This window comes from Halomonas sp. SpR1 (assembly GCF_031010175.1).
In the GTDB taxonomy this organism is placed as follows: domain Bacteria; phylum Pseudomonadota; class Gammaproteobacteria; order Pseudomonadales; family Halomonadaceae; genus Vreelandella.
Map to the genome: position 1 here is coordinate 91,313 of NZ_JAUAMB010000012.1, position 26,260 is coordinate 117,572.

At 55.7% G+C, this 26,260-nt stretch carries 19 protein-coding genes and 4 tRNA genes; 17 read left to right on the top strand and 6 right to left on the bottom strand.

Annotated elements, in window-relative coordinates; translation table 11 throughout:
* Nucleotides 1-52: 52 nt before the first annotated feature.
* From QT231_RS10955 to typA, 6 genes are all read right to left on the bottom strand, one after another.
* Nucleotides 53-1,378: a branched-chain amino acid ABC transporter permease gene (locus QT231_RS10955; RefSeq protein ID WP_308336932.1), complete on the bottom strand. Its 1,326-nt coding sequence runs from the start codon at nucleotides 1,376-1,378 to the stop codon at nucleotides 53-55.
* Nucleotides 1,378-2,382, bottom strand: coding sequence for a branched-chain amino acid ABC transporter permease (locus QT231_RS10960; RefSeq protein WP_308336933.1), 1,005 nt, complete (start codon nucleotides 2,380-2,382; stop codon nucleotides 1,378-1,380). The genes QT231_RS10955 and QT231_RS10960 overlap by 1 nt, the downstream gene beginning before the upstream one ends.
* Nucleotides 2,383-2,398: 16 nt before the next feature.
* Nucleotides 2,399-3,103, bottom strand: coding sequence for an ABC transporter ATP-binding protein (locus QT231_RS10965; protein WP_308336934.1), 705 nt, complete (start codon nucleotides 3,101-3,103; stop codon nucleotides 2,399-2,401).
* 74 nt (nucleotides 3,104-3,177) lie between these two features.
* Nucleotides 3,178-3,948, bottom strand: a complete 771-nt coding sequence (locus tag QT231_RS10970) for an ABC transporter ATP-binding protein (RefSeq protein WP_308336935.1) — start codon at nucleotides 3,946-3,948, stop codon at nucleotides 3,178-3,180.
* A gap of 49 nt (nucleotides 3,949-3,997) precedes the next feature.
* Complete coding sequence (locus QT231_RS10975) at nucleotides 3,998-5,443, bottom strand: sodium-dependent transporter (RefSeq protein WP_308336936.1); 1,446 nt, start codon at nucleotides 5,441-5,443, stop codon at nucleotides 3,998-4,000.
* A 283-nt stretch (nucleotides 5,444-5,726) separates the two neighbouring features.
* On the bottom strand, nucleotides 5,727-7,577 hold the full coding sequence (gene typA, locus QT231_RS10980; RefSeq protein WP_308336937.1) for a translational GTPase TypA: 1,851 nt from the start codon (nucleotides 7,575-7,577) through the stop codon (nucleotides 5,727-5,729).
* Between the two features lie 235 nt (nucleotides 7,578-7,812).
* Here typA and QT231_RS10985 point away from each other — a divergent pair, with 235 nt between their 5' ends.
* The 17 genes from QT231_RS10985 (at nucleotide 7,813) to fusA (ending at nucleotide 26,256) form a co-directional block, all read left to right on the top strand.
* Complete coding sequence (locus QT231_RS10985) at nucleotides 7,813-8,808, top strand: biotin--[acetyl-CoA-carboxylase] ligase (RefSeq protein ID WP_308336938.1); 996 nt, start codon at nucleotides 7,813-7,815, stop codon at nucleotides 8,806-8,808.
* The gene (locus tag QT231_RS10990; protein ID WP_308336939.1) at nucleotides 8,805-9,644 is read left to right on the top strand and encodes a type III pantothenate kinase; all 840 of its coding nucleotides are present in this window, start codon (nucleotides 8,805-8,807) and stop codon (nucleotides 9,642-9,644) included. Before QT231_RS10985 ends, QT231_RS10990 begins: the two co-directional genes overlap by 4 nt.
* Nucleotides 9,645-9,763: 119 nt before the next feature.
* Nucleotides 9,764-9,847, top strand: a tRNA-Tyr gene (locus QT231_RS10995).
* 148 nt (nucleotides 9,848-9,995) lie between these two features.
* Nucleotides 9,996-10,069 (top strand) — tRNA-Gly (locus QT231_RS11000).
* Nucleotides 10,070-10,082: 13 nt separating this feature from the next.
* Nucleotides 10,083-10,157, top strand: a tRNA-Thr gene (locus tag QT231_RS11005).
* A gap of 215 nt (nucleotides 10,158-10,372) precedes the next feature.
* Nucleotides 10,373-10,448, top strand: a tRNA-Trp gene (locus tag QT231_RS11010).
* Between the two features lie 73 nt (nucleotides 10,449-10,521).
* Nucleotides 10,522-10,905 carry a preprotein translocase subunit SecE gene (gene secE, locus QT231_RS11015; RefSeq protein ID WP_022520874.1) on the top strand — a complete coding sequence of 128 codons (384 nt, stop codon included), beginning with the start codon at nucleotides 10,522-10,524 and terminating at the stop codon, nucleotides 10,903-10,905.
* An 8-nt stretch (nucleotides 10,906-10,913) separates the two neighbouring features.
* Nucleotides 10,914-11,447: a transcription termination/antitermination protein NusG gene (nusG, locus tag QT231_RS11020; protein ID WP_113269843.1), complete on the top strand. Its 534-nt coding sequence runs from the start codon at nucleotides 10,914-10,916 to the stop codon at nucleotides 11,445-11,447.
* A 132-nt stretch (nucleotides 11,448-11,579) separates the two neighbouring features.
* Nucleotides 11,580-12,011: a 50S ribosomal protein L11 gene (gene rplK / locus QT231_RS11025; RefSeq protein ID WP_027958795.1), complete on the top strand. Its 432-nt coding sequence runs from the start codon at nucleotides 11,580-11,582 to the stop codon at nucleotides 12,009-12,011.
* Between the two features lie 2 nt (nucleotides 12,012-12,013).
* On the top strand, nucleotides 12,014-12,706 hold the full coding sequence (rplA, locus tag QT231_RS11030) for a 50S ribosomal protein L1 (protein WP_088702068.1): 693 nt from the start codon (nucleotides 12,014-12,016) through the stop codon (nucleotides 12,704-12,706).
* A gap of 321 nt (nucleotides 12,707-13,027) precedes the next feature.
* A complete protein-coding gene (gene rplJ / locus QT231_RS11035; protein ID WP_088702069.1) occupies nucleotides 13,028-13,528 on the top strand; it encodes a 50S ribosomal protein L10 in 501 nt (166 codons plus the stop codon).
* A gap of 112 nt (nucleotides 13,529-13,640) precedes the next feature.
* Complete coding sequence (gene rplL / locus QT231_RS11040; RefSeq protein WP_088702070.1) at nucleotides 13,641-14,009, top strand: 50S ribosomal protein L7/L12; 369 nt, start codon at nucleotides 13,641-13,643, stop codon at nucleotides 14,007-14,009.
* 345 nt (nucleotides 14,010-14,354) lie between these two features.
* Entirely contained in the window at nucleotides 14,355-18,431 is a 4,077-nt protein-coding gene (gene rpoB, locus QT231_RS11045; RefSeq protein WP_308336940.1) for a DNA-directed RNA polymerase subunit beta, read from the top strand.
* Nucleotides 18,432-18,441: 10 nt separating this feature from the next.
* The gene (gene rpoC, locus QT231_RS11050) at nucleotides 18,442-22,656 is read left to right on the top strand and encodes a DNA-directed RNA polymerase subunit beta' (protein WP_308336941.1); all 4,215 of its coding nucleotides are present in this window, start codon (nucleotides 18,442-18,444) and stop codon (nucleotides 22,654-22,656) included.
* A 214-nt stretch (nucleotides 22,657-22,870) separates the two neighbouring features.
* Nucleotides 22,871-23,245 (top strand): 30S ribosomal protein S12, encoded by a 375-nt coding sequence (gene rpsL, locus QT231_RS11055; protein ID WP_008959173.1) that lies wholly within the window; start codon nucleotides 22,871-22,873, stop codon nucleotides 23,243-23,245.
* Between the two features lie 188 nt (nucleotides 23,246-23,433).
* Nucleotides 23,434-23,904 carry a 30S ribosomal protein S7 gene (rpsG, locus tag QT231_RS11060; RefSeq protein WP_009288145.1) on the top strand — a complete coding sequence of 157 codons (471 nt, stop codon included), beginning with the start codon at nucleotides 23,434-23,436 and terminating at the stop codon, nucleotides 23,902-23,904.
* A gap of 228 nt (nucleotides 23,905-24,132) precedes the next feature.
* Nucleotides 24,133-26,256, top strand: a complete 2,124-nt coding sequence (gene fusA / locus QT231_RS11065; protein ID WP_308336942.1) for an elongation factor G — start codon at nucleotides 24,133-24,135, stop codon at nucleotides 26,254-26,256.
* Nucleotides 26,257-26,260: the final 4 nt, after the last annotated feature.

Below are 26,260 nucleotides of genomic sequence, written 5' to 3' on the forward strand. Positions count from 1 at the left end.
CCAACGCCGCTACCTGCCGGGCTTAGCTTGTCAGTCATACCAATCTGCCCCCTTAGCTGTGGCTTTTGATCTTCTCGGGTAGCAGTCCTTTGGGGGCAAAGCGCAGTACCATGGTGATCAGCACGCCAATGACCAGCACCCGTGCCTGCAGGGCGCGGCTATCCATATTACTAGGCGCATCCCAACCGAAAGCGCCTTCGCCAAAGGCCACGGCTAATTGCATCAAAAATAGCGCCAGCGGCTCGGACATAATCCAGATGATATATACCGCCACGGCGCCGAAAATGGTGCCCAGGTTGTTGCCCGGCCCGCCGAGAATCACCATCACCAGCACCAGGAAGGTATGGTTGAGCGGCAGGTAGCCCTGAGGATCAAACAGGCTGTTGAAGGTGCCCAGTATGCCACCGCCCAAGCCCATCAAAATGCAGCCGAGTACGAAGATCTCCAGGCGCCGTTTGTTGATGTCTTTACCCATCGCGGCCGCAGACACTTCGTTATCACGAATCGCCCGAATCATCCGTCCCCAGGGGGCGTTGTAGGCGCGATTGAGCAGAAAGAAGATCACGGCAATGATCACCGCGGTAAACGAAAGGTAGATGGCTCGGGAGAGGGTGAAGCCCAGTTCGGCAGGCCCCGGTGTTGGCCAGGGTAATGGGGAAACCGTGGCGGTGCCGCGGGTCAGCCAGTCAGAGTTCTTTAAAAATGCCTTGATGATTTCAGCGATGCCCAGGGTGGCAATGGCCAGGTAGTCGCTGCGTAAGCCTAGGCAGATATGGCCAATAAAGTAGCCAACGCCACCGGCAAGGGCACCACCCACAATCCAACCGGTCCAGGCGGGTAGCCCAAAGCCACCGACAAAGCCAGCCCGGGATTGGATTTCACTGGTCACTTCACGCAGCAAACTGATCACTACCAAATAGAGCACCACAGCCAGTATCACGGCGATAAGCGTACGCAGTTTCTTGGGCACACCCAGGCGATCCAGTTTGCTGGCGCCCACGACCAACAGCGTCGCTGCCACGCCGTAGAGTAAAACGCGGCCCAGTTCGCCGGGCAGTTCGGTTCCCCAGAAGGCGTCGTTGACCGGTACGCTAAACAGCATCGCAGAGAAACCACCTAAGGCGACAAAGCCCATTACCCCGGCGTTGAACTGCCCCGCGTAGCCCCACTGGATCGTTAAGCCCAGAGCAAGAATGGCGTAGCAGGCGGCTTCGACCAGCATGCGTGTGCTGTAGGCGGCGCCCATGATGGCATAGACCGCCAAAATCGCCACCAGCAGCACACCAAACAGGATGAGCTCGCGTAGCGGGAAGCGACGGGTAGGCGTGGCGTCTTCAGGGGTGTAGGCAGGGTTGCGGGTATTTTCTGAGTTGCTCATTAGATCACCTTGCCCTTAAAGAGTCCGGTGGGGCGCCACACCAGAATGGCCACCAGAATGAAAAACGGCACCACAATTTTGTACTCGGTGCCCACGAAGGCCAGGTTTGAAGGGAGTTCAAGCCAAGTGGGCAGGCTGTCGCGGAAGGGGCGCAATAGCACGTTCCAGTTGAACACCGCCAGTGTCTCGGCAAAGCCAACCACAAAACCACCGACAATGGCCCCGTAAGGGTGGCCAACGCCGCCGACAATGGCGGCAGCGAAGATAGGCAACAGCAAGAAGAAGCTTAAGTCGGGTTTGAAAGTGACATCCAGGGAGAGCAGTGTGCCAGCAATGGCGGCCAACGCCCCGGCAATTATCCAGGTGACCGCCACAATGGTATTGGTATTGATCCCCGAAGCCTGGGCAAGCTCAGGATTATCCGACATGGCGCGCATCGCCTTGCCTAACCGTGAACGGTTAAGGAAAAGGTGCAGCGCCACCACGGCGACGATGGTGATCACAAACAGGTAGATTTGCGGTTCGGTCACCACGATAGGTGCCCGGACGCCCTCAAAGGGCAGCGCCATGCGAAAAATCTCTTTGCGGTCATCCACGTAGAGGCTCTGACCGCCGGTGCCGGAAAACAGCCGGATCAGCCCCTGAAGGATCAAGGTGACACCCAGCGAACCAATCACCAACACGATGGGTTTTACTCCATGAGCGCGTAGCGGCTTATAGAAGGTTTTGTCGATCCCCACCGCCAAGGCGGCGGTGAGCAGCATCGCCAGCGGCAGCATTAAAACCGCCGTTGGCACGCCAATGCTGGCGCCTGCTGCCGGGAACAGCGTGGTCAGCAGCAGCACCATAAAGGCGCCGAAGGTCATCATGTCGGCATGGGCGAAGTGGGCAAAGCGCATAATGCTGAAAATCAGCGTTACTCCGATTGCCCCGATGGCATAAATAGAGCCGCTTACACTGCCCGAAATCACCACATTATTGATGAAAAAAACCAGTTCGTTCACGTCTATCTCCCTGGGGCTAGCCGCCCAAAAAGCTTTTGGCGACATCGGGGTCAGCAAGTAATGCCGCCCCTGTGTCGGTAAAGCGGTTTTGGCCAGCGGCCAGCACAAAGCCTTTATCGGCGATCGCGAGTGCCTGTTTGGCGTTCTGTTCCACCATCAAAATACCCACGCCAGCGGCGTTGATCTGTTTGACGCGGTCAAAGATTTCATTCATGTACAGCGGAGAAAGCCCCGCAGTGGGCTCATCGAGCAGTAGCAGGCTTGGCTCGGCCATCAAGGCGCGCCCCATGGCGACCATCTGGCGCTGCCCGCCGGAAAGCTCACCAGCGGGCTGGCGGCGCTTCTCATACAGCGGTGGAAAAAACTCATACACCTGAGCGAGCATGCGCTTAACGTTCTGCGGCTTTAAAAAGGCGCCCATCTCCAGGTTCTCTTGCACCGAAAGGCTGGGGAAAACGTTCTTTTCCTGGGGCACAAAGCCCATGCCCCGCTGTACCAGCTGGTTAGGGGGTAAGTTTTGGATCGGCTGACCGTTAAGCAGTATCTCGCCCTGATTGACGTGCAGCAGGCCAAAGACCGCTTTCAGCATGGTGGATTTGCCCGCCCCGTTAGGGCCGACGATCACGCCGACTTCATCGGCTTCCAGCGTCATGTTCACCCCGTTAAGGATATTCATGCCGCCATAGCCGCCGTGCACATCCCGTGCGTCGATTAATGGCATATGAAAGTATTCCAGCAGGGTCGCGTTGCAGCGACATCATTATAGTAATTGGCTAATGGGTGAAAACGTCACACTTAAGCGGCATCGTTACCAAAGTAGGCCTCGATGACCTCAGGATTGTTTTGGATATCGTTAATATGCCCTTCCACCATAACGCTGCCCTGGGCCAGCACAATGACCGGGTCGCAGAGGCGAGCGATCATCTCCATATCGTGCTCAATGACCAGGAAGGTGTAGCCCATCTCGCGGTTGAGGCGCTCAATATTGCCGATCAAGTCACCTAGTAGAGTGCGGTTAACCCCGGCGGCTATCTCATCAAGAAGCACTACCTTGGCGTCGGTCATCATGGTACGGCCAAGTTCCAGCAGTTTCTTTTGCCCCCCAGACAAATTGCCTGCCAGCTCGTTGCGCACATGGTGCAGGCCGACAAAGTCGATCACCTCCAGGGCGCGGCGGCGCACCTCGGCCTCTTCCCGCTGCACCTTGCCGGGCTTTAACCAGGCGCTGAAAAGGTCTTCACCGGCTTGCTTGGGCGGCACCATCATCAGATTTTCCAATGCGCTCATCTGGCTGAACTCGTGGGCGATCTGAAAGGTGCGCAGTAACCCGCGATGAAAGCGCTGGTCGGCGCTGAGCGAGGTAATGTCTTCACCATCGAGCAGAACGCGACCGCTATCCGGGGCTAAAGCGCCGGCAATCAGATTGAAAAGAGTGGATTTGCCCGCACCGTTGGGCCCTATCATGCCGGTAATGGAGCCTTTCTCCACTTGAATGGAGCAGTCGTTAATCACCTTTAGGCCGCCGAACGCTTTGTTGACTCGTTGTACATCAATAAGAGGGGTCATGGTGTCTCCACGCGATGCAGGCGGCTAAAAGCCGCCTGCGCACTGTTTATTAAGTTGTTTGTCGTGGTTTTTTTAGCCACCGCTGGCTGGCTGCAAAGGCACCGATAATGAGCAGTGCGCCGAGGGTGGGAATAAGGTAGCCCTCCACCTGAGGAAGGGTGCGCAAAAACACAAAGGCTACGGCGGCAGGAGCCACAAAGCGTACTAGGAAACGCCAGATCTTAAACCAGGTGACACTGCTGCCCAGCTCTTTCATCACTTCGCTCTGGGTTAGCGCCCAGCCTGCGAATAGCGCTATTAGCAGGCCGCCCACCGGCATAAAGATATTGGTCAGGAGCTCGATAAAGTCGAAAGCCGTGCGCCCAAACAGGGTATGGAAAATCGTTCCTTCAGCCCAGATATTGAAGCTAACCACCGTCAGTAAACCCATTGCCCAGGCCGCGATCACCATGATCACGACTGCCTGGGGCCGGGTCATATCAAAGCGCTCGACCAGGAAAGCGGCAACCGGCTCAATCAGCGAAATGGAGGAGCTGATCGCGGCGCCGAGCACCAGGATAAAGAACACTCCGCCGACCAATGCGCCAAACGGCATCTCGGCAAATGCCAGCGGCAGGGTAACAAACATCAGGCCAGGCCCTTGTCCGGTTTCCAGCCCAGCACCAAACACCAGGGCAAAAATAGCCAGGCCCGCCACCATAGCGACGGCGGTATCGACGATGGCGACCGCAAAGGCGGTGCGGGTGAGCGACACATCGCTGGGCATATAGGCGCCGTAAGCCATAATCGCCCCCATACCCAGGCTAAGGGTGAAAAATGATTGACCCATGGCCTGCAGCCAGCCTTCGAGGCTGAGGTCGGCGATATTAAAGGTAAACAGGAAGCTGGCGGCGGCGCCTATATCGCCATTCATCACACCGTAGGCCAGTACGACCAGCAGGATCACAAACAGCGCGGGCATCATAATGCGCAGGCCCGACTCGATGCCTTTGTGAATACCCATGCCGACTATTAGCGCGGACGCGGCAATGAAAAGGGTGTGATAGAGCGTCATCAGAGCGGGGGATGCCAGCAGAGCGTCAAAGCCGGTGCTAATGGTCTGTGCATCGGCGCCCACCAGCGAGCCGGTCAGCATTAGCCAGGTGTAGTGAATCGCCCAACCGGCAATCACCGAGTAGAAGCTTAAAATCAAAAACGCCGAGGCAGCGCCCAGCCAGCCGATGGTTTCCCAGGCCCGTGAGGTGCCATGGGTTTTGGTTAGGTGGCGCATACCCATAATCGGGCTCTGGCGGCTGGTGCGCCCCAGCATGATCTCGGCAATCAGGATCGGGATGCCGACAGCAAAGATCGTCAGTGCGTAGACCAGTATAAAGGCACCACCGCCGTTTTCACCGGTGAGGTAGGGGAAGCGCCAAAGGTTACCCAAACCAACGGCGGAGCCAACCGCAGCGAGAAGAAAAGTGCCTTTATGCGTCCAGACGTTATGACCGCTCATGGGTAAGAGTGTCCGTAGTTGGGCGTCAGAATGGGGTGGTATCCAAACACCTGTATGAATATAGCGATGTCAGCGTGCCTTGGACGCGCTGAAGTTAGCGTTACTGTGCGATAGAACGCGACTCCTTTCCAGCGTATTAGCGTTTAGGCTGCGTTTAGGGAGCTATCTTGGCAAAGATCATGGCAAGGAGATGAACGCAGAAGGCTGCTGTTAGCGCAGAAACGGGAGGGCATAAAAAAACCCGCTTGCGCGGGTTTTTTAACAGCTAACTGCCAGGAGCGGGTTACTTCTTGCTAAAACGCTTGCGCTCGGTTTCTTTCAGCAGTTTCTTGCGCAGGCGAATATGCACCGGCGTGACTTCGACGAGTTCGTCGGAGTCGAGGAACTCGATGGCCTGCTCCAGAGAGAACTTGACCGGCGGGGTCAAGACGATGTTTTCATCGTTGCCGGTGGAGCGCATGTTGTCGAGCTTCTTGCCTTTGGTGGGGTTAACCACCATGTCGTTGGCACGGTTGTTGATGCCGATCAGCATGCCTTCGTAGACTTCCGTGGCGTGATCGATAATCAGCTTGCCACGCTCTTGCAGCGCATACAGCGCGTAGGCAAGCGCTTTACCGTCGACCATCGAGACCAATACGCCGTTACGACGTTCGATCGAGGCTTCAGGCTTCAGCGGGCCGTAGTGATCAAAGCGACTTGTCAAAATGCCGGTGCCGGAAGTCAGGGTCAAAAACTGACCGCGGAAACCGATCAAACCACGTGCGGGGATGATGAAGTCCAGGCGAACCCGGCCTTTACCGTCCGGCAGCATGTTGGTCATCTCACCTTTACGGTAGCCCAGCTCTTCCATGATCGAGCCCTGGTGCTGCTCTTCACAGTCGATGATGACTTCTTCGTAAGGCTCCTGCTTCTCGCCGTCGATTTCTTTGATGATAACTTCGGGGCGGCCTACGGCCAGCTCAAAGCCTTCACGACGCATGGTTTCGATCAGCACCGATAGGTGCAGCTCGCCACGGCCGGAAACTTTGAATTTTTCAGGGGTTTCGCCCTGCTCGACGCGCAGCGCCACGTTGTGAATCAGCTCTTGATCAAGGCGATCCTTGATATTACGGCTGGTCACGAACTTGCCGTCTTTACCGGCGAACGGGGAATCATTGACCTGGAAGGTCATAGAAACGGTCGGTTCGTCGACAGACAGCGGCGGCAGTGCCTCGACCTTGGCCGGATCGCACAGAGTGTCGGAAATTGACAGATCGTCAATACCGGTAACACAGACGATATCGCCCGCGGTGGCTTCGGTGGTCTGCACCCGTTCAAGGCCCATATGGGTCATGACCTGGCCGATTTTGCCCTTACGCACATTGCCATCAACGCCGATGATCGACACCTGCTGGTTCGGTTTCACCGCGCCGCGCTTGATGCGACCCAGGCCGATAACGCCCACATAGCTGTTGTAATCCAGTGCGGAGATCTGCATCTGGAAAGGGCCGTTGAGCTCCACTTTGGGCGGCTCGACGATATCGACGATGGCCTGGAACATGGGATCCATGTTGTCAGCCAGCTCTTCAGGATCCATACCGGCAATGCCGTTCAGGGCAGAGCAGTAGATGATCGGGAAATCGAGCTGTTCATCAGACGCGCCAAGATTGTCGAACAGATCAAAAATCTGGTCGACCACCCAGTCAGGACGTGCGCCGGGACGGTCAATTTTGTTGACCACCACGATCGGCCGCAGGCCTTGGGCGAAAGCTTTTTGGGTCACGAAGCGAGTTTGCGGCATCGGTCCGTCGACGGCGTCTACTAACAGTAGTACCGAGTCGACCATCGACATTACACGTTCAACTTCACCGCCGAAATCGGCGTGCCCAGGCGTATCCACGATGTTGATGTGGTAGCCGTTACCCTGGCTGTCTTGCCATTGAATGGCCGTATTCTTGGCCAAAATGGTAATACCACGCTCTTTCTCCTGGTCATTTGAGTCCATGATGCGCTCTTGACCTTCTGCTTTACGGTCAAGGGTGCCGGACTGGCTCAGGAGTTTGTCGACCAGTGTGGTTTTACCATGGTCAACGTGGGCTATGATCGCGACGTTGCGCAGGTTATTAACCGCGCTGGAGTTTTGCTGGTTTTGCATGCTGAGAGAGAACTCTTGTGAACACCCGTTTGTCCACGGGTCGGAAAATGCGGGTCGCAAGGGCTGGCAATTTGCCGACCATCTTGGCTCAGGGCTTGCGTCCAACAACCATTCTACCATGTCGAAGGCTTCGCTGATATTACTGGAGCGCTTATCGACCTTGGTCGCCCTCGGGAAAGTTTTCGCCGCGAACCTTGATCCGCTAGAATAGCGCTTTTCCCACTGGGGCAGGAGCATGACCATCGGCAACCTGATGCGTTTGTTAAGCGATGGCGAGGTTCACTCTGGCGAGCAGCTGGGTGAAGCGCTAGGTATTTCTCGTGCGGCGGTGTGGAAACAGTTAAAAAAACTGGAAGCGCTCGGGGTAGAAATTGTCGCGGTGAAAGGCCGTGGCTACCAACTGTCGCAGCGCCTGGAGCCCTTGGAGGGTGCCAAAATCGTTGAGCAGTTGCCCGCTCAGGCGCGCCACCATCTTACCCGCCTGTTTGTTGAAGATCAGTTACCCTCCAGCAATGAGTATCTGCGTCAACGCTTTGAACAGGGCGCCGGGCATGGGGAGGTCTGCTTGGTTGAACTGCAGACGGCAGGACGTGGACGGCGTGGCCGTGTCTGGTCGACGCCCTGGGGGCAGAGCCTCATGCTCTCGCTGGGCTGGCGCTTTGAATCGGGTATCGCCGTACTGGAAGGCTTGAGTTTGGCGGTGGGCGTTGTCGTTGCTCAAGTGCTCGAACAGCACGGTGTGGCACCAAAGCTTAAGTGGCCTAACGATATCCTGCTCTCCGAGCAGGGGGATGAGCCGGGTGACGAGCTAGGCAAGCTGGCCGGTATTCTTATTGAAGTGACCGGGGATGCGGCAGGCCCCTGTGAGGTAGTCATCGGCATTGGTATGAATCTATGGCTGCCCGAGGCGCAGCGAGCCGCCATCGACCAGCCTGTGGCAGCGCTTTTCGAGCGGCTACCCAATATCTCACGCAACCAACTGGCCTCTGAGGAGGTGGCGGGCCTATTGGCCATGCTGGCTAACTTTGAGCAGGACGGTTTTGGCGCTTGGCGTGATGCTTGGAATCAACGTCACGCCTATGCAGGGCTGCCTATTCGGGTGATCCAAGGGCAGCAGACCAGCGATGCCGTCGCGGGGGATGTGGATGAGAGTGGTAACCTATGGGTTACCGAAAATGGTCACTCGCGACGCCTAGCTGGCGGTGAGATTAGCGTACGCAGGCGTTTATGATTCTGGATCTTGATATCGGCAACACGCTGTCCAAGTGGCGGCTCAAGGATGCCGAGAGTAGCGAGATACGTTCCCGTGGAGCGGTGTGGACCCGGGAAGAGTGGCGCCCAGGGGCCGATATCCCCGATCTTGATGTGGTCGAGGCGGTGCGTATATCCAGCGTCGCCAGGGCGGCCGTACTGGAAGAGACGGTCGCCTTGTTGCGTCGCCGGGTGCGCCATGTGTACGTGGCGCGCTCTACCCAGGAGGCGCTAGGCGTGGTTAACGGCTACGAAGAGCCGGGGCGCTTAGGGGTTGATCGCTGGATGGGGGCGCTGGCAGGCTATCAATTGGCGGGCGGTTGCTGTGCGGTGGATTGCGGCAGCGCGATTACCATCGACTTTGTGTTGCCGGGGGGGAGTCACCTGGGCGGCTTTATTATCCCTGGTCTTCGCCTGATGAAAGAGAGCTTGAAGCTTGGCACCCGCAATGTGGCTATCGACCCTGAAAGTGAAGCCGATGAGCTTTTAGAGCCAGGGAGGCGAACCGTTGATGCAGTCAATCACGGTATTTATATGGCCGCCGTCAGTGCCATTAACCGCATCTATAGCGAAGTATGTGACCAGGAGGGCGTGGCGTTGCCAATGCTGTTGACGGGGGGCGATGCACGGGTTGTCTCAAGGGGAGTGCAGGTGCCCCATGCGGTATGGCCCGATATGGTTTACGGCGGCTTGGAGGCGTGCTTTCCGATGACCCTCGCCGAGCGAGCGGGCAAAATGTCGGGCGCGCCGCGGGTGCCTGAGCCTGTGGCGCTAGAAAAGATTCGCGCGGGACTTGCATTCTCTATGCTGCTTTGACAGAATGCAGCGCGTTCCAAGGCAGTCATTAGATGCGCTAGCATCGCAAGCTACGATAAATTAAGTAAATATCTCGCTTGACACTGTTTTGAAGGCTGGCATAATGTGCCGCCACAGTTGGAGAGGTTCCCGAGTGGCCAAAGGGAGCAGACTGTAAATCTGCCGCGAAAGCTTCGAAGGTTCGAATCCTTCCCTCTCCACCAAAATTAAGCAACAGCGATTATTTCGGTGTTGCTGAATGAAAAGCCGGTAGCGGGCATTGTCTACACCTTGTAGCTTTTCTACTTATTGTTTCTTGTGAGTTGAAGTTATAAGGCGGCGCGCAGCGGATCGTCATTCCAGACAGGTTCTGCGGGCGTAGTTCAATGGTAGAACCTCAGCCTTCCAAGCTGATGGTGCGGGTTCGATTCCCGCCGCCCGCTCCAGTTGATGTGTTTAGCTCATGTAGCTCAGGGGTAGAGCACACCCTTGGTAAGGGTGAGGTCGACGGTTCAATTCCGTCCATGAGCTCCATATTGCAGATCAAGCGAGCGAAGCTCGCTTTTTTTGTCTCTGCGTTTGGGTGGGTTTTGTGATGCCTAAGCGTAAAGGAGGGGTTGTCAGGGGTGGGTTTCTCCGCTACCATGGCGCCCGCTGTTGTATAGGCGATTGAAAAGACGCTTATCAGCAGAAGTGAAAAGCAAAAGTAGTAAGGTTGTAAGCAAAATAGAAAGTCAGTACGACGATACAGGCCAGTAGCTCAATTGGCAGAGCAGCGGTCTCCAAAACCGCAGGTTGGGGGTTCGATTCCCTCCTGGCCTGCCAACCTTCCCCAGGTTGGTATGTCTTTTTCCAGAATTCTTTTATCGTTCGCCGTACCCTGAGGAGTCTCGTTTTTATGAAGCCTGGTTCTGTAAAACATGGCGCCGAGGTGCAACAGACGCGCCATGACGGGCTCAAGTGGGCGGCGGTCGTAGCGCTGCTTGTCGTTGCTGTTGTTGGTAATACCTATTTCGCCGATATTGGCCTGCTCTACCGCGTGCTTGGTGTAGTGGTGCTATGTGTGATTGCGGGTTTGATCGCGCTAACCACTACCAAAGGTCGGGATTTAGTAGAGCTTGCCAGAAGCGCCAAGAAAGAGATTCAGCGCGTTGTATGGCCGACCCGTCCCGAAACCATTCAGACCACCGCTATTGTGCTGGTGGCTGTGCTGGTGGTGGGATTGATGCTGTGGTTGATCGATACTCTTCTTGGCTGGGCGATGTCCGGCGTCATTGGTTAGGAGCTTTCATGTCCAAACGTTGGTACGTCGTCCACGCTTATTCTGGCTTTGAAAAGCATGTTATGCGCTCGCTGATTGAGCGCGTGAAGATGTATGGCATGGAAGATCGCTTTGGCGAAATTCTGGTGCCGACAGAAGAAGTTGTCGAAATGCGCGACGGCAAGCGACGCAAGAGCGAGCGCAAGTTTTATCCCGGCTACGTATTAGTCGAGATGGAAATGGCCGACGAAACATGGCACCTCGTCAACGAGACGCCGCGTGTTATGGGCTTTATCGGTGGTACAAAAGAGAAGCCCGCGCCGATTACGTCACGTGAAGCAGATGCGATTCTGATGCGCGTTAAAGACGGTACTGATAAGCCGCGGCCTAAAACGATGTTTGAGCCGGGTCAGTCAGTGCGTGTTGTTGACGGGCCGTTTGCCGATTTCAACGGTGTTGTCGAAGAAGTTAATTATGAGAAGAGTCGCCTGCATGTCAGCGTGCTGATTTTTGGGCGCTCTACGCCTGTTGAGTTGGAATTTTCTCAGGTTGAGAAAGAGTAACGGGCGAGTAGTAAATAGTTAGTAGTGAATAGTAAGTAAGCGGTAGGTTTTAATTCGTGTGAGATGGCTAGTTAGCTGTTTCACTGGTACCGGGGAGCCTTCGGGCGCTATTACCCAACTGGAGTGTTAAAGATGGCCAAGAAAGTACAGGCTTATATCAAACTGCAGGTTGCTGCAGGTAAAGCCAATCCAAGTCCGCCGGTAGGCCCTGCGCTGGGTCAGCACGGCGTGAACATCATGGAATTCTGTAAAGCGTTCAACGCCGCGACTCAAGAAATTGAGCCGGGCCTGCCGACGCCAGTCGTGATCACTGTCTACTCTGACCGTAGCTTCACGTTCGTTACCAAAACACCGCCTGCTGCCGTGCTGCTGAAAAAAGCCGCTGGCATCAAGTCCGGTTCTGGTGAGCCGAACAAGAAGAAGGTCGGCACCGTAACGCGTGAACAGCTTGAAGAGATCGCCAAGGCCAAAGAGCCTGATTTGACGGCTGCGAATCTTGATGCCGCTGTACGCACCATTGCTGGCAGTGCTCGCAGCATGGGCCTAAACGTGGAGGGTCTCTGATCATGGCTAAACTGTCTAAGCGTGCGAAAATCATTCGCGAAAAAGTAGACACTACCAAAGCCTACTCTATTGAAGAGGCGGTAGCGCTGCTCGCCGAGCTGTCTACTGTTAAATTCAAAGAGTCCGTTGATGTCGCCATCAACCTGGGCGTTGACCCGCGTAAATCCGACCAGGTGGTGCGTGGCGCTACCGTGATGCCTAACGGTACCGGTAAAGATGTACGCGTTGCTGTCTTCACTCAGGGTGCTAATGCCGATGCCGCTAAAGAAGCAGGCGCCGACATCGTGGGTATGGACGACTTGGCTGAGCAAGTGAAAAAAGGCGTGATGGATTTTGACGTCGTTATCGCTTCGCCCGATGCCATGCGCGTTGTAGGTCAGCTAGGTCAGATTCTAGGTCCGCGTGGCCTAATGCCTAACCCGAAAGTTGGCACCGTGACGCCTGACGTGGCGACTGCGGTTAAAAATGCCAAAGCGGGTCAGGTGCGTTTCCGTACTGACAAGAACGGGATCATCCACACTACCCTGGGTAAAGTGGATTTTGACGCCTCAGCGATTAACGGCAACCTGGAAGCACTGGTTGCTGACCTGAAGCGCCTCAAGCCGAGCTCGTCTAAAGGCATTTACTTCAAAAAAATGACCCTGTCTACTACCATGGGCCCGGGTTTGACAATCGATCACTCTGCCTTCGCGTAAGCGAGTTGTCGTTGTTTTTTTGAAAGAACCGAGCAAGAACTTTGCGGTCCCCCGTTTGGTGGCTATCACTGGCCGGGGCATCGTCAAAGACCGCAGGTGCCGCGCTTGATCAGTACGTTGTTCGTACTTGCCAGCGCGGCTTAATTGCCTCAGAAGCGCCTGCGCAGATGGTGTGGCCGCCAGTTGGTTAAGCTAAAACGGCTTTCTGGTGAGCACCATCCCCAAGGCTTCCCGCTTTGCAGTGCATTTTTGTAAGGCACAGCGGGGAGAGATGGTAACCACCGGAACCTTCTTGGGTTCCGGCACGAAGGAGTGATCACTGTGCCACTAGCACTTGAAGGCAAGAAAGCGATTGTTGCCGAGGTCAGTGAAGCGGCCAAGGGCGCACTCTCCGTCGTAGTTGCTGATTCTCGCGGCGTTACGGTTGGTAAAATGACCGATCTGCGCAAGCAGGCGCGCGAGAATGGTGTAGAGCTACGTGTTGTACGTAACACGCTGGCTCGCCGCGCTCTCGAAGGCACTCAGTGGGAGTGCTTGAACGATAGCTTCGTTGGTCCTACGTTGTTGGCTTTCTCTACTGATCATCCGGGCGCTGCCGCTCGTCTGTTCAAAGAGTTTGCTAAAACGGACAAGAACTTCGAAGTAAAAGCGTTGGCCTACGAAGGTGAGCTGATTCCGGCTGCTGACATCGACCGTCTGGCAACCCTACCGACTCACGACGAAGCAATTGCCAAGTTGATGTCGGTAATGAAAGAAGCCTCCGCTGGCAAGCTGGTTCGTACTCTGGCCGCACTGCGCGACCAGAAGCAAGAAGCCGCCTAAGCAGGCTTTCTTGCAGGTGGCGTCAATGGTTTAACCAGTGCGCTGCCTGAACCGAGCAATGAATCCTGAGTCCTCGGCTGACCGAGACTCCCGCAAAGTTAGGAATGAAACAATGGCACTGTCTAAAGACGATATCATCAATGCTGTAGCCGACATGACCGTAATGGAAGTTGTCGAGCTGATCGAAGCAATGGAAGAGAAATTCGGCGTTTCTGCCGCTGCTGCTGTGATGGCTGGTCCGGCTGCTGCTGGCGAAGCTGCTGAAGAGCAGACTGAGTTTGACGTTGTTCTGACGTCTGCTGGCGACAAGAAAGTTAACGTGATCAAAGCGGTTCGTGAGATCACCGGCCTTGGCTTGAAAGAAGCTAAAGGTGCTGTTGACGGCGCTCCGGCGACCATCAAAGAAGGCATGTCTAAAGACGACGCTGAAGCAGCTAAAGCCAAGCTGGAAGAAGCGGGCGCAACCGTCGAGCTCAAGTAATTCTTGTGCGGACGGCTTTACGCGCTGCGTAAGCTTCCACGGCTGGCGGCGGGATATCCCGCTGCCGGCCTTTTTCTGTTGTAGCTGGTGTTGAACAGTCGGTGATATTGAACAACAGCAGCGCTGCTCATTGAGAGTGGCCACGACAGAAACGTAACAGTGTTATTGAAGATGGCGTTATTGAAGATAGTGTTATCGACTACAGTGTTATCGACGACTGAGTTATCGAACTAGATTTTCGACGGCGAGCTACCGATTTAGGAGCTTGCTGTCTGTGTCTGACGAAGCTCGAAGGGCAGATGACCACGCATCGGTCACCCATGGTGAACAAGCTGGGGAATACAGATGGCTTACTCATATACTGAGAAAAAACGCATCCGCAAGGATTTCGGCAAACTGCCCCAAGTGATGGATGTGCCTTACTTGCTGGCGATCCAGCTTGATTCCTATTACGACTTCCTCCAGCAAGATCGTTCGCCCGACGAGCGTCACGAGGTCGGTCTGCACGCGGCATTCAAGTCCGTGTTTCCGATTGAGAGCTTCTCCGGCAATGCAGCGCTTGAGTATGTCAGCTACCGCTTTGGTACGCCGGCGTTCGATGTTAAGGAGTGCCAGCTGCGCGGCGTGACTTACTCAGCCCCGCTGCGCGTCAAGGTTCGCTTGATCATCTATGATCGCGACTCCTCGAACAAAGCAATCAAAGATATTAAAGAGCAAGAAGTCTACATGGGAGAAATCCCCCTGATGACTGAGAACGGTACCTTTGTGATCAACGGTACTGAGCGGGTAATCGTATCCCAGCTCCACCGCTCGCCCGGTGTGTTCTTCGATCACGACAAAGGCAAGAGCCACTCTTCCGGCAAGCTGCTCTACTCAGCTCGCGTGATTCCTTATCGTGGCTCCTGGTTAGACTTCGAGTTTGACCCCAAAGACAACGTCTTCGTACGTATTGACCGTCGCCGCAAGTTGCCGGCCTCGGTACTGATGCGTGCGTTGGGGATGAACACCGAAGAGATCCTCGCCGAGTTCTTTGAAACCAGCGTCTTCCACATCGAGAAATCCGGTTTCTCTGTGGAACTGGTGCCGTCGCGCCTGCGCGGCGAGACCGCGACTTTCGACATCAAGGATGGCGAAGGTAATGTGATCGTTGAAGAAGGCCGCCGGATTACCCAGAAGCACATTCGCCAGCTTGAAAAAGCCGGCCTTGAGCGTCTGGATGTGCCGATGGAGTACCTGTTCGGCAAAACGCTGGCAAAAGATCAGATCGACTCTAAAACAGGCGAGCTGATCTGCCCATGCAACACCGAGATCACCCCTGAAGTACTCGAGCGTATGGCTCAGGGCGGCATTACCCTGGTGGAGACGCTCTACACCAACGACCTTGACTGCGGTTCGTTCATTTCCGACACCTTGAAGCTGGACGTAACTAACTCCGCGCTTGAAGCGTTGGTCGAAATTTACCGCATGATGCGTCCTGGCGAGCCGCCCACCAAAGAGTCTGCCGAAACGCTGTTTAATAACCTCTTCTTCAGCGAAGACCGCTACGACCTCTCTGGCGTTGGCCGCATGAAGTTCAACCGTCGCCTGCGTCGTGATACCGACACGGGTTCCGGTGTCCTGGATCGCAAAGACATCCTCGACGTGCTGCGCGAGCTGATCAATATTCGTAACGGCTTCGGTGACGTTGACGATATCGATCACCTGGGCAACCGCCGTATTCGCTGCGTTGGCGAGATGGCTGAGAACCAGTTCCGCGTTGGCTTGGTGCGTGTAGAGCGTGCCGTCAAAGAGCGTCTTTCCATGGCGGAAAGCGAAGGCCTGATGCCGCAAGACCTGATCAACGCCAAGCCCGTTGCGGCAGCGGTGAAAGAGTTCTTTGGCTCCAGCCAGCTTTCGCAGTTTATGGATCAGAACAACCCGCTCTCTGAGGTTACCCACAAGCGTCGTGTGTCTGCACTCGGCCCTGGTGGTTTGACCCGTGAGCGCGCTGGCTTCGAAGTGCGTGACGTACACGCCACGCACTACGGACGCCTATGCCCGATCGAAACGCCAGAAGGCCCGAACATCGGTCTGATCAACTCCCTGGCGACCTATAGTCACACCAACAGCTACGGCTTCCTGGAGACGCCGTACCGTAAAGTGGTGGATCGTCAGTTGACCGACGACATCGTGCACCTCTCGGCGATCGAAGAGGGCGACTTTGTTATCGCCCAGGCGTCAGCGGCGGTGGATGAATCCAACAAGCTGAGCGATGACCTGGTTCAGGTACGCCACCGTGGTGAGACCACCTTCATGCGTCCTGAGCAAGTGACGCTGATGGACGTATCGCCACGTCAGGTTGTATCAGTGGCAGCGGCATTGATTCCGTTCCTGGAGCACGATGACGCCAACCGCGCCTTGATGGGTTCTAACATGCAGCGCCAGGCTGTACCCACCCTGCGCGCCGATAAGCCGCTGGTAGGTACGGGCATGGAGCGCTTTGTTGCCCGTGACTCCGGTGTCTGTGCGGTAGCTAATCGTGGTGGCGTGATTGACTCGGTCGACGCGCGTCGTGTGGTGGTACGGGTCAATGAAGATGAGATTATCGGCGGTGAAGCCGGTGTTGATATCTATAACCTGACCAAGTACACCCGCTCGAACCAGAACACCTGCATGAACCAGCGGCCCATTGTGCGGCCTGGCGACAGCGTGGCCCGTGGCGACATTCTCGCTGACGGCCCGTCGGTGGACATGGGCGATCTGGCGCTGGGTCAGAACATGCGCATCGCCTTTATGCCCTGGAACGGCTACAACTTCGAGGATTCGATCCTGCTCTCTGAGCGGGTCGTTCAAGAAGACCGTTTCACCACTATCCACATTCAGGAACTCACCTGTGTGTCTCGCGACACCAAGTTGGGCTCTGAAGAGATTACCGCCGATATCCCCAACGTGGGTGAGTCTGCGCTCTCCAAGCTGGATGAGGCGGGCGTTGTCTACATCGGTGCCGAAGTCGGCCCAGGCGATATTCTGGTTGGTAAGGTGACGCCGAAGGGTGAAACCCAGCTGACGCCTGAAGAGAAGCTGCTACGTGCCATCTTCGGCGAGAAAGCGTCTGACGTTAAAGACACCTCGCTGCGTGCCCCCACCGGCATGAAAGGCACGGTCATCGACGTTCAGGTGTTTACCCGGGACGGCGTTGAGAAAGATTCACGCGCCCTGTCAATCGAGCGCACTCAGCTTGACGAAGTTCGTAAGGATCTCCAAGAGACTTACCGTATCGCCGAAGACGCCACCTTTGAGCGTCTAAAGCGCACCCTTGAAGGTCAGGCCGTTAACGGCGGCCCGAACCTCAAGAAAGGTGATGTGCTCGACGAGGCGTATCTGGATGAATTGCCGCGTCAGCAGTGGTTTAAGCTGCGCTTGCAGGACGAGTCGTTTAACGAACTGCTGGCTCAGGCCGACGAGCAGCTGGAAACCCGTCGCAAAGAAATGGACGAGCGCTTTGAAGACAAGAAGCGCAAGCTGACCCAGGGCGATGATCTTGCGCCGGGCGTGTTGAAAATCGTCAAGGTCTACATGGCCGTGAAGCGTCGCATCCAGCCGGGTGACAAGATGGCCGGTCGTCACGGTAACAAAGGTGTTATCTCGGCGATTATGCCCATTGAAGACATGCCGTTTGACGAGAAGGGCGAGCCGGTTGACGTGGTACTTAACCCGCTGGGCGTTCCGTCGCGGATGAACGTTGGTCAGATTCTTGAGACTCACTTGGGTATGGCGGCACGTGGCTTGGGCGTCAAGATCGAAGCCATGCTACGCGATGCGCGCGGTCAGCAAGTGGCCGAAATTCGTGACTTCCTGGGGCAGATCTACAATACACAGGGTACGCGTGTTGAAGATCTTGACTCCCTGAGCGACGACGAAATCATCGCCCTGGCGAAGAACCTAAAAGGCGGTGTGCCGATGGCGACGCCGGTGTTTGACGGTGCTAAAGAGCACGAAATCAAGCACCTGTTGAAGCTGGCGGACATTCCCGAATCGGGTCAGATGGCCCTGTTCGATGGCCGTACCGGTGACGCTTTTGACCGTCCGGTCACCGTTGGCTACATGTACATGCTGAAGCTTAACCACTTGGTAGACGACAAGATGCACGCGCGTTCTACCGGTTCTTACTCGCTGGTGACCCAGCAGCCCTTGGGTGGTAAGGCGCAATTCGGTGGTCAGCGCTTCGGTGAGATGGAAGTGTGGGCGTTGGAAGCTTACGGCGCCGCATACACGCTACAAGAGATGCTCACCGTCAAGTCGGACGACGTCGAAGGCCGCACCAAGATGTATAAAAACATCGTGGATGGCGACCACACCATGCAGGCAGGCATGCCGGAATCCTTCAACGTACTGGTGAAGGAAATCCGCTCGCTGGGCATCGATATCGAGTTAGAGAGCTAGGAGCCGTCCCATGAAAGATTTGGTGAAAGTACTCAAATCGCAGTCTCAGTCCGAAGAGTTTGACGCGATCAAGATTACCCTGGCGTCGCCGGACATGATTCGCTCCTGGTCGTTTGGCGAGGTGAAGAAGCCTGAGACCATCAACTACCGTACCTTTAAACCGGAGCGGGATGGTCTGTTCTGCGCCAAGATTTTTGGCCCGGTCAAAGACTACGAGTGCCTGTGCGGCAAGTATAAGCGCATGAAGCACCGCGGCATCATCTGCGAAAAATGTGGCGTTGAAGTGACCAAAGCTGCCGTGCGCCGTGAGCGCATGGGGCACATTGAGCTCGCTTCACCAGTGGCGCACATCTGGTTTTTGAAGTCACTGCCGTCGCGTATCGGCATGTTCCTCGATATGACCCTGCGTGATATCGAGCGTGTGCTCTACTTCGAAAGCTTCGTCGTTATCGATCCAGGCATGACCACGCTGGAGCGTGGTCAGCTGATGAATGACGAGCAGTACTTTGAAGCGCTGGAGGAGTTCGGTGATGACTTTGACGCCCGTATGGGTGCCGAAGCCGTTCAAGAACTGCTCAAAGACATCGATCTGGAAGAAGAGATTAACCACCTGCGTGAAGAGATTCCGCAGACCAACTCCGAAACCAAGATCAAGAAGCTCTCCAAGCGCCTGAAGCTGCTTGAAGCCTTCTACCACTCCGGCAACGCGCCGGCGTGGATGGTCATGGAAGTGCTGCCCGTGCTGCCGCCGGATCTTCGTCCGCTGGTACCGCTGGACGGCGGCCGCTTCGCGACCTCCGATCTTAACGACCTTTACCGTCGTGTGATCAACCGTAACAACCGCCTGAAGCGTCTGCTTGATCTCAATGCGCCGGATATTATCGTGCGCAACGAGAAGCGCATGCTCCAGGAAGCCGTCGATGCGCTGTTGGATAACGGCCGTCGTGGCCGTGCGATCACGGGCTCTAACAAGCGCCCGCTGAAATCGCTCGCCGACATGATCAAAGGTAAGCAGGGTCGTTTCCGTCAGAACCTGCTGGGTAAGCGCGTCGACTACTCGGGCCGTTCGGTGATTACCGTGGGTCCGACCCTGCGCCTGCACCAGTGTGGTTTGCCCAAGAAAATGGCCCTTGAGCTGTTCAAGCCATTTATCTACTCCAAGCTGCAGTCGCTGGGCTACGCCTCAACGATCAAAGCCGCTAAGAAGATGGTTGAGCGCGAGCTGCCGGAAGTGTGGGACATCCTTGCCGATGTTATCCGCGAGCACCCGGTACTGCTTAACCGCGCACCCACGCTTCACCGCCTGGGTATCCAGGCGTTTGAGCCGCTGTTGATCGAAGGTAAAGCCATTCAGCTGCACCCGCTGGTGTGTGCTGCCTACAACGCCGACTTTGACGGTGACCAGATGGCGGTACACGTACCGCTGACCCTGGAAGCCCAGCTAGAAGCCCGTGCGTTGATGATGGCCACCAATAACGTGCTGTCGCCCGCTAACGGCGAGCCGATCATCGTGCCGTCTCAAGACGTTGTTCTGGGTCTTTACTACATGACCCGTGAAAAGATTAACGCCAAAGGCGAAGGCATGGTGTTCTCTGACCTCAATGAGGTAGAGCGCGCGTTTGGCACTCAGTCAGTATCGTTACATGCCCGCGTGAAAGTGCGTCTGGACGAAATCGATATCGAAGAAGAGAGCGGCGAGCGCAGCTTCCACCGGCGTATTTACGATACGACGGTAGGTCGTGCCCTGCTGTTCCGCATTCTGCCCGAGGGCGTGCCCTTCGAGCTGATCGATCAGCCGATGAAGAAGAAGGCGATCTCCAGTCTGATCAACGAAGTTTATCGTCGTGCCGGTCTTAAACCGACCGTCATCTTCGCTGACCAACTGATGTATACCGGTTTCCGTCTGGCGACCTGGTCCGGCGCCTCTATCGGTGTTAACGACTTTGTTATCCCTGAAGCGAAAACAGAAATTGTTGACGCGGCGGAAGCCGAAGTTAAAGAGATCGAAGACCAGTTCTCTTCTGGCCTGGTAACAGCGGGTGAGAAGTACAACAAGGTTATCGATATTTGGTCCAAGGCCAACGATAAAGTCGCCAAGGCGATGATGGTCGGTATCTCGAAAGAGACCGTCATTGATCGCGATGGCAACGAAGTTGAGCAAGATTCGTTCAATAGCGTTTTCATCATGGCCGACTCTGGTGCGCGTGGTTCTGCTGCCCAGATCCGTCAGCTGGCGGGTATGCGTGGCCTGATGGCCAAGCCGGATGGCTCGATCATCGAAACGCCGATCGTCGCCAACTTCCGTGAAGGCCTGAACGTACTGCAGTACTTCATCTCGACCCACGGTGCGCGTAAAGGTCTTGCGGATACGGCGTTGAAAACCGCCAACTCCGGTTACCTGACCCGCCGCTTGGTCGACGTAGCGCAAGACTTGGTTATCACCGAAGTCGATTGCGGTACCGAAAACGGCCTGACGCTGCACCCCATCATCGAAGGCGGCGACATTATCGTACCGCTTTCCCAGCGCGTGCTCGGTCGCGTCGTAGCCCAGGATGTGGTTCATCCGGGCAGCGGTGAAGTATTGATCGCTAAAGGTACCCTGCTCGACGAGAAGTGGTGTGCCGAGCTCGACACCATGGGCGTCGACGAAATCATCGTGCGCTCCACGATCACCTGTGAGACACCGCACGGTGTGTGTGCCTCCTGTTACGGCCGTGACTTGGCCCGTGGTCATCAGGTCAACATCGGTGAGGCCGTCGGTGTTATCGCCGCACAGTCCATCGGTGAGCCGGGTACCCAGCTGACCATGCGTACCTTCCACATCGGTGGTGCGGCATCGCGTTCTTCAGCTGTGGATAGCGTACAGGTTAAGCACGGCGGTAAGGTTCGCCTGCACAATATCAAGCACGTTGAGCGTGCCGACGGCAAGCTGGTCGTTGTCTCGCGCTCAAGCGCCCTGGCCGTTGCCGACGACCACGGTCGTGAGCGCGAGTACTACAAGCTGCCCTACGGTGCCGAGCTCTCCGTACGCGACGGCGATGTTGTTGACGCCGGCTCGACCGTTGCCAAATGGGATCCGCACACCCATCCGATCGTTGCCGAAGTAGAAGGTAAGGCGCAGTTCATCGATCTCGACGAAGGTGTCACCATGCACCGCAGCGTCGATGAGATGACCGGTCTGTCTTCCATTGAGGTTATCGAGTCGGCGGCTCGCCCCATGGCCGGTCGTGACAAGCGCCCGATGGTGATGCTGCAGGATAGCGCGGGTGAGTACGTCTCTGTATCGGGTTCTAACACCCCGGTGCAGTACCTGCTGCCGGGTAACTCCATTATCTCCGTAGATGATGGCGTCACCATCGGTGTGGGTGAAGTAGTTGCCCGTATCCCGGTAGAAGCCTCGGCGAACAAAGATATCACCGGTGGTCTGCCACGGGTGGCTGACTTGTTCGAAGCGCGTAAGCCGAAAGAGTCCTCTATCCTGGCCGAGATCAGCGGTGTGGTCAGCTTCGGTAAAGAGACCAAAGGCAAGCGTCGCCTGACCATTACGCCGGAGTCTGGCGATCCGTTTGAGGCGCTGATTCCGAAATGGCGCCAAATTGCCGTCTTCGAAGGCGAAACTGTCGAGAAGGGCGAAGTGATTTCCGATGGCCCGAGCAATCCTCACGATATTCTGCGCCTGCTAGGTGTTGAGGAGCTTGCCAAGTACATCACTGCCGAAGTGCAGGACGTTTACCGTCTGCAAGGCGTAGGCATCAACGACAAGCACATCGAAGTCATTGTGCGTCAGATGCTGCGTAAGGTAGAGATCACCGATTCCGGCGATTCTGACTTCATTACTGGCGATCAGGCAGAACTGGTTCGCGTACTGGAGCAGAACGAGCGGCTTGAAAAAGAGAAGAAATTCCCGGCCAAGTATACGCGTATGCTGCTGGGTATCACCAAGGCTAGCTTGGCCACTGAGTCGTTCATCTCCGCGGCCTCCTTCCAGGAGACAACCCGCGTACTGACCGAAGCAGCGGTGACCGGCAAGCGCGATTATCTGCGTGGCCTGAAAGAGAACGTCGTAGTGGGTCGTCTGATTCCAGCAGGTACTGGTCTGACTCACCACGCGGAACGTCGCCGCAAGCGCGAAGACGTAGAGCAACTGTTCAATCCTTCGGCTACCGAAGTCGAGCAGGAGCTAGGTGCTCAGTTGACCGCACTCGATTCTGATGACGAGCTGTAGGTCTGACGCCTCAAGTAGTAGGTAACATGAGTAAGTAAAACGAATAGCTGACCCGAAAAAGCGTCACCTTGCCGGTAAAACCGCCGGCAAGGCTTGACGACACCTAGGGTCAGCCTTTAGAATGCGCAGCCTTTAACAGTGGGGTGGGTGCGCCCGCATCCGCTGCATGTATTTGTTAAAAGGCTAAGGCAACCATTGGAGTCAGCTAAACACCATGGCAACGATTAATCAGCTAGTGCGCAAGCCGCGCAAGCGCCCCGTCACCAAGAGTGACGTGCCAGCGCTGCAGGCCTGTCCGCAAAAACGTGGCGTTTGTACGCGCGTTTACACCACTACACCGAAGAAGCCTAACTCGGCTCTGCGTAAGGTTTGCCGTGTGCGCCTTACCAACGGCTTTGAAGTCTCTTCCTACATCGGTGGTGAAGGTCACAACCTTCAAGAACACTCTGTCGTTTTGATTCGTGGCGGTCGTGTAAAGGATTTGCCAGGTGTGCGTTATCACACCGTACGTGGCGCCCTTGACACCTCTGGCGTTCAAAATCGTCGTCAGGGTCGTTCTAAATACGGTACTAAGCGTCCTAAGTCCTAGGTTTTAAATCCTAGGGCTAGGTCAGCTGTGCAGCGTCGCCCCGTCAATAGGGCATGCTGAGTAACGATTTTCACGAATTTGACGGTCTGATAAGAGTAAGGTCGGGCGGCGCTTGTTGTATTTGAATATCGTACGCAGGTTGCAGGAGTTCCGGGTTTACCTGAAAGATCCTTAATTGAGGGCTTATCATGCCTAGAAGAAGAGTAGTAGCTAAACGCGAGATTCTGCCGGATCCTAAGTTCGGAAGTGAGCGTCTGGCGAAGTTCATGAACCACCTGATGGTCAGCGGCAAGAAGTCCATAGCTGAGCGCATCGTCTACGGTGCGTTGGACAAGGTTGCCGAGCGTAGTAAAGAAGACCCGCTGGAGATCTTCGACAAAGCGCTGGAAGCCATCCAGCCTATGGTCGAAGTGAAGTCGCGCCGTGTAGGTGGTGCGACCTATCAGGTGCCGGTTGAAGTACGTCCGTCTCGCCGTCAAGCGCTGGCAATGCGCTGGCTGGTAGACGCGGCGCGTCGCCGCGGTGAGAAAACCATGGTGCAGCGTCTGGCGGGTGAAATGCTGGATGCCGCTGAAGGAAAAGGTTCTGCCGTTAAGAAGCGTGAAGACGTGCATCGTATGGCAGAAGCCAACAAGGCCTTCTCGCACTACCGTTTCTAATTCGGCGTTTCTAGAACCTGCGTTTCTAGGCACGGCGTTTTTAAGTACGGCTTTATGGTTTATATATGCGCGTTGTTCAGCATGGTGAAGTGTTTGCTGAGTCGCGTTGTTGCAATTCAATAATTGCAACACTCAGCCGCTACCATGCACTGGTGGCGGCGGTCGCATAAACCTCGCTTGCATACGCCGCTAATTTAACGAGCATCGCCAACAAACGGGAGTTTCACCGTGGCACGCAAGACTCCACTAAATCGCTACCGTAATATCGGTATCGTCGCTCACGTCGACGCGGGTAAAACCACGACGACTGAGCGTGTACTGTTCTACACCGGCCTCTCTCACAAAGTGGGTGAAGTGCACGACGGTGCTGCGACCATGGACTGGATGGAGCAGGAGCAGGAGCGTGGTATTACTATCACCTCAGCTGCGACTACCTGTTTCTGGCAGGGCATGAGCAAGCAGTTCCCTGAGCACCGTATCAACATCATCGACACCCCAGGGCACGTTGACTTTACCATTGAAGTTGAGCGTTCGCTGCGTGTGCTCGATGGTGCGGTCGTTGTACTGTGTGGCTCTTCCGGCGTTCAGCCGCAGACCGAAACAGTATGGCGCCAGGCCAATAAGTACGAAGTGCCACGTATGGTTTTCGTCAACAAGATGGACCGTACCGGCGCTGACTTCTTCATGGTTGTCAACCAGCTGAAAGAGCGCTTGGGTGCCAATGCTGTGCCGATCCAGATTAACTGGGGCACAGAAGAAGACTTTAAAGGCGTTATCGACCTGATTCAGATGAAGGCTATCCTGTGGGACGAGGAAAGCCTGGGTATGAATTATGACCTCGTGGATATTCCTGCTGAGCTGCAAGAAACAGCAGAGAAGTACCGCGAAGAGATGGTTGAAGCTGCTGCCGAAGGCTCCGACGAGCTGATGGATAAGTACCTTGAAGGCGGCGAGCTAACGATCGAAGAGATCAAGGCTGGCCTGCGTGCGCGCACCCTGGCTAACGATATCGTTCTGGTGACCTGTGGTTCTGCCTTTAAGAACAAAGGCGTTCAAGCAGTGCTGGACGGCGTTATCGAATACATGCCTTCGCCGACGGAAGTTAAGGCGATCGAAGGTGAGCTTGACGATAAAGACGGCACCGTTGCTACCCGTGTGGCTGATGACAGCGCGCCCTTTGCGGCGTTGGCATTTAAAATTGCCACCGACCCCTTTGTGGGCACGCTGACCTTTATCCGCGTCTATTCGGGCGTTCTGAAGTCTGGTGACGGTGTATATAACTCCGTTAAACAGAAGAAAGAGCGTGTTGGCCGTATCGTTCAGATGCACGCCAACTCTCGTGAAGAGATCAAAGAAGTTCTTGCGGGCGATATCGCTGCCTGTATCGGTCTGAAAGATGTCACCACGGGTGATACCCTGTGCGATATCGATAACAAGATTGTTCTCGAGCGCATGGAGTTCCCGGATCCGGTTATCTCGGTTGCCGTAGAGCCTAAGTCTAAGGCAGACCAAGAGAAGATGGGTGTTGCCCTGGGCAAACTTGCTCAAGAAGACCCCTCTTTCCAGGTTAAGACCGACGAAGAGACCGGCCAGACGATTATTTCTGGTATGGGTGAGCTTCACCTGGATATCCTCGTTGACCGTATGCGTCGCGAGTTCAAGGTTGAAGCCAACATCGGTAAGCCTCAAGTTGCCTACCGCGAGACTATCCGCGGCAGCATTGAGCAGGAAGGCAAGTTCGTACGTCAGTCCGGTGGTCGTGGTCAGTATGGTCACGTTTGGCTGCGTATTGAGCCGCTGACAGCAGAAGAGAAGGGTGAAGGCGAAGACGAACTGTTCTTCAAATTCAACTCTGAAATCGTAGGTGGTACGGTTCCCAAGGAATACGTACCTGCGGTTGAGAAGGGTGCTTTTGAGCAGCTTAAAAACGGTGTCATCGCGGGCTACCCGATGATTGACGTTAAAGTAACGCTGTTCGACGGCTCCTTCCACGACGTAGACTCCAACGAGACTGCGTTTAAGATTGCTTCTTCTATGGCAGTAAAAGAAGGTGCCAGGAAGGCCAAGGCCGTGCTGCTGGAGCCGGTGATGAAGGTCGAAATCGTGACCCCCGAAGAATTTATGGGTGACGTCATGGGTGACCTGAGCCGTCGTCGCGGCCTGGTGCAGGGTATGGATGACTCCTCTTCTGGTAAAGTCATTCGTGCGACGGTGCCATTGGGTGAGATGTTCGGTTATGCAACCGATCTGCGCTCACAAACCCAGGGCCGTGCGAGCTACTCTATGGAGTTCTCGAAGTACGACGAGGCGCCCTCCAGCGTCGTTGAAGCCGTCATCAATCAAAACGGTTAACCGT

What these genes read in the sequence shown, in the direction of transcription:
- rpoC (WP_308336941.1), top strand. Translation starts at nt 18,442, where the DNA reads ATGAAAGATTTGGTGAAAGTACTCAAATCGCAGTCTCAGTCCGAAGAG.
- rplL (WP_088702070.1), top strand. Translation starts at nt 13,641, where the DNA reads ATGGCACTGTCTAAAGACGATATCATCAATGCTGTAGCCGACATGACC.
- QT231_RS10990 (WP_308336939.1), top strand. Translation starts at nt 8,805, where the DNA reads ATGATTCTGGATCTTGATATCGGCAACACGCTGTCCAAGTGGCGGCTC.
- rpsL (WP_008959173.1), top strand. Translation starts at nt 22,871, where the DNA reads ATGGCAACGATTAATCAGCTAGTGCGCAAGCCGCGCAAGCGCCCCGTC.
- secE (WP_022520874.1), top strand. Translation starts at nt 10,522, where the DNA reads ATGAAGCCTGGTTCTGTAAAACATGGCGCCGAGGTGCAACAGACGCGC.
- rplA (WP_088702068.1), top strand. Translation starts at nt 12,014, where the DNA reads ATGGCTAAACTGTCTAAGCGTGCGAAAATCATTCGCGAAAAAGTAGAC.
- rpsG (WP_009288145.1), top strand. Translation starts at nt 23,434, where the DNA reads ATGCCTAGAAGAAGAGTAGTAGCTAAACGCGAGATTCTGCCGGATCCT.
- rplK (WP_027958795.1), top strand. Translation starts at nt 11,580, where the DNA reads ATGGCCAAGAAAGTACAGGCTTATATCAAACTGCAGGTTGCTGCAGGT.
- QT231_RS10985 (WP_308336938.1), top strand. Translation starts at nt 7,813, where the DNA reads ATGACCATCGGCAACCTGATGCGTTTGTTAAGCGATGGCGAGGTTCAC.
- typA (WP_308336937.1), bottom strand. Translation starts at nt 7,577, where the DNA reads ATGCAAAACCAGCAAAACTCCAGCGCGGTTAATAACCTGCGCAACGTC.
- rpoB (WP_308336940.1), top strand. Translation starts at nt 14,355, where the DNA reads ATGGCTTACTCATATACTGAGAAAAAACGCATCCGCAAGGATTTCGGC.
- QT231_RS10975 (WP_308336936.1), bottom strand. Translation starts at nt 5,443, where the DNA reads ATGAGCGGTCATAACGTCTGGACGCATAAAGGCACTTTTCTTCTCGCT.
- QT231_RS10955 (WP_308336932.1), bottom strand. Translation starts at nt 1,378, where the DNA reads ATGAGCAACTCAGAAAATACCCGCAACCCTGCCTACACCCCTGAAGAC.
- QT231_RS10965 (WP_308336934.1), bottom strand. Translation starts at nt 3,103, where the DNA reads ATGCCATTAATCGACGCACGGGATGTGCACGGCGGCTATGGCGGCATG.
- QT231_RS10970 (WP_308336935.1), bottom strand. Translation starts at nt 3,948, where the DNA reads ATGACCCCTCTTATTGATGTACAACGAGTCAACAAAGCGTTCGGCGGC.
- nusG (WP_113269843.1), top strand. Translation starts at nt 10,914, where the DNA reads ATGTCCAAACGTTGGTACGTCGTCCACGCTTATTCTGGCTTTGAAAAG.